The 1,411-nt window shown below is 77.5% G+C and carries 1 pseudogene; it reads left to right on the top strand.

What is annotated here, in order from left to right:
- Window positions 1–1,411: pseudogene (locus FV229_RS27740) on the top strand (AsmA protein); the annotation flags it as partial.

The following is a 1,411-nucleotide window of genomic DNA, read 5'->3' as shown; positions in this document are numbered from 1 at the left end:
GGGCAGCGCCCGCCTCGTGGTCGGCCCGCCGGCCCAGGCCGCGGGCGCCTACCTGCCGTTCACCCTCGGTGGCAAGTTCAAGGCGAGCGGCGCGCTGGTCCGGTTCGAGGGCGTCGACGCCGAGATCGATCCGGGCGGTCAGGTCCTGCGCCTGTCCGGCGGCGGCCAGATCGACCTGCGGCGCTGGCGCGCGGGGCTGACCCTCGGTGCGCGCCGCCTCGACCTCGACGCCTTCCTGCTCTCGCCGGGCGGGCAGGCCTTCCTCGCGCGCGGCCTGCCCAAGCTGGGTAGCAAGGCGGGCAAGGCGACGTCCGGCCTGCCGGTGATGCTCGACCTCGACCTGTCGGTCGAGACGGCCGTGCTCGGCTTCGAGGAATGGAGCGACCTCAAGGCGGCCGGCACCATCGAGCGCGCCGGCGGCCTGCTGCTGCGGCGCTTCTCGGCCGTGGCGCCGGGCGCGGCGACCGTGACGGCGAGCGGCGAAATCGACACCGATCCGAGCCCGCGCTTCACCGGCCCGGTGACGCTCGCCGCACCCGCCTCCGACGGGCTCGGGCGGTATCTGCGCCGGCTCGGCCTCGACGGGCCGCCGACGGCGCTCCTCGACGGGCGGCCCATCGAGGTCTCGGCCGAGGTCTCCGCGGCCGGCGGCGCGTACTCCCTGCGCAACCTCCGGCTCGGGCTCGGCACGGCGCAGGTCACCGGTAACGCCCGCTACGCCGCGGCCGAGGGCCGGACCCGCGGCCGCGTCGATGCGCAGATCCGCGCCCGCGGCCTCGACGTCGCCAACCTGCCGCCGCTCGGCAACGCGCTCGCGGGCCTGCACGACCACGACCTCGGCCTCACCATCGAGGCGCGCGACCTGCGCTACGGCGCGACCGGCAGCGGGAACGGCACGCTCTCGGCCAGCATCCAGTCGGACGGGGCGGCGCTGGTCGTCGACAGCCTCGACGTGACCGATTTGGCCGGGGCCAACGCGAAGCTCTCCGGGCGGATCGGCGCCGACGGCGCGGGGCGCGTCGCCGGCCGGCTCTCCGCCCCGGTGGCGGCCCCCCTCGTCGCCCTGATCGAGCGGGTCTGGACCGCCGAGACCCGGCTGATCCCCGCCTTCCTGCGGGCCGGCGCCCTCGACCTCGCGGTCACGCTGGCGCGCGACGCGGGCGATGCCGACGCGCTGCGGCTCGCCGCAGAGGGCAAGGCCGCGGGCGGCAGCCTCGACCTGTCTCTGGTCAGCCGCGCCGGCGCGGTCGAGGGGGCGAAGGTCCACCTCGCGACGCCGTGGGCCGGCACCTGGTTCGGCCGCGCCGACATCGCCGGCCTGCAGCAGCCGGCCGACCTGTCCCTCGTCGCCGCCCGCGCGGCGGAGGGCGGCCTGTCGCTGCAGGCGTCGGGCACGATCGCCGGGGCGAGC

This window comes from Methylobacterium sp. WL120 (genome assembly GCF_008039465.1).
Lineage (GTDB): Bacteria > Pseudomonadota > Alphaproteobacteria > Rhizobiales > Beijerinckiaceae > Methylobacterium > Methylobacterium cerastii.
The sequence above is the reverse complement of the archived record's forward strand: the minus strand, read 5'-3'. Positions and strand labels throughout refer to the sequence as shown.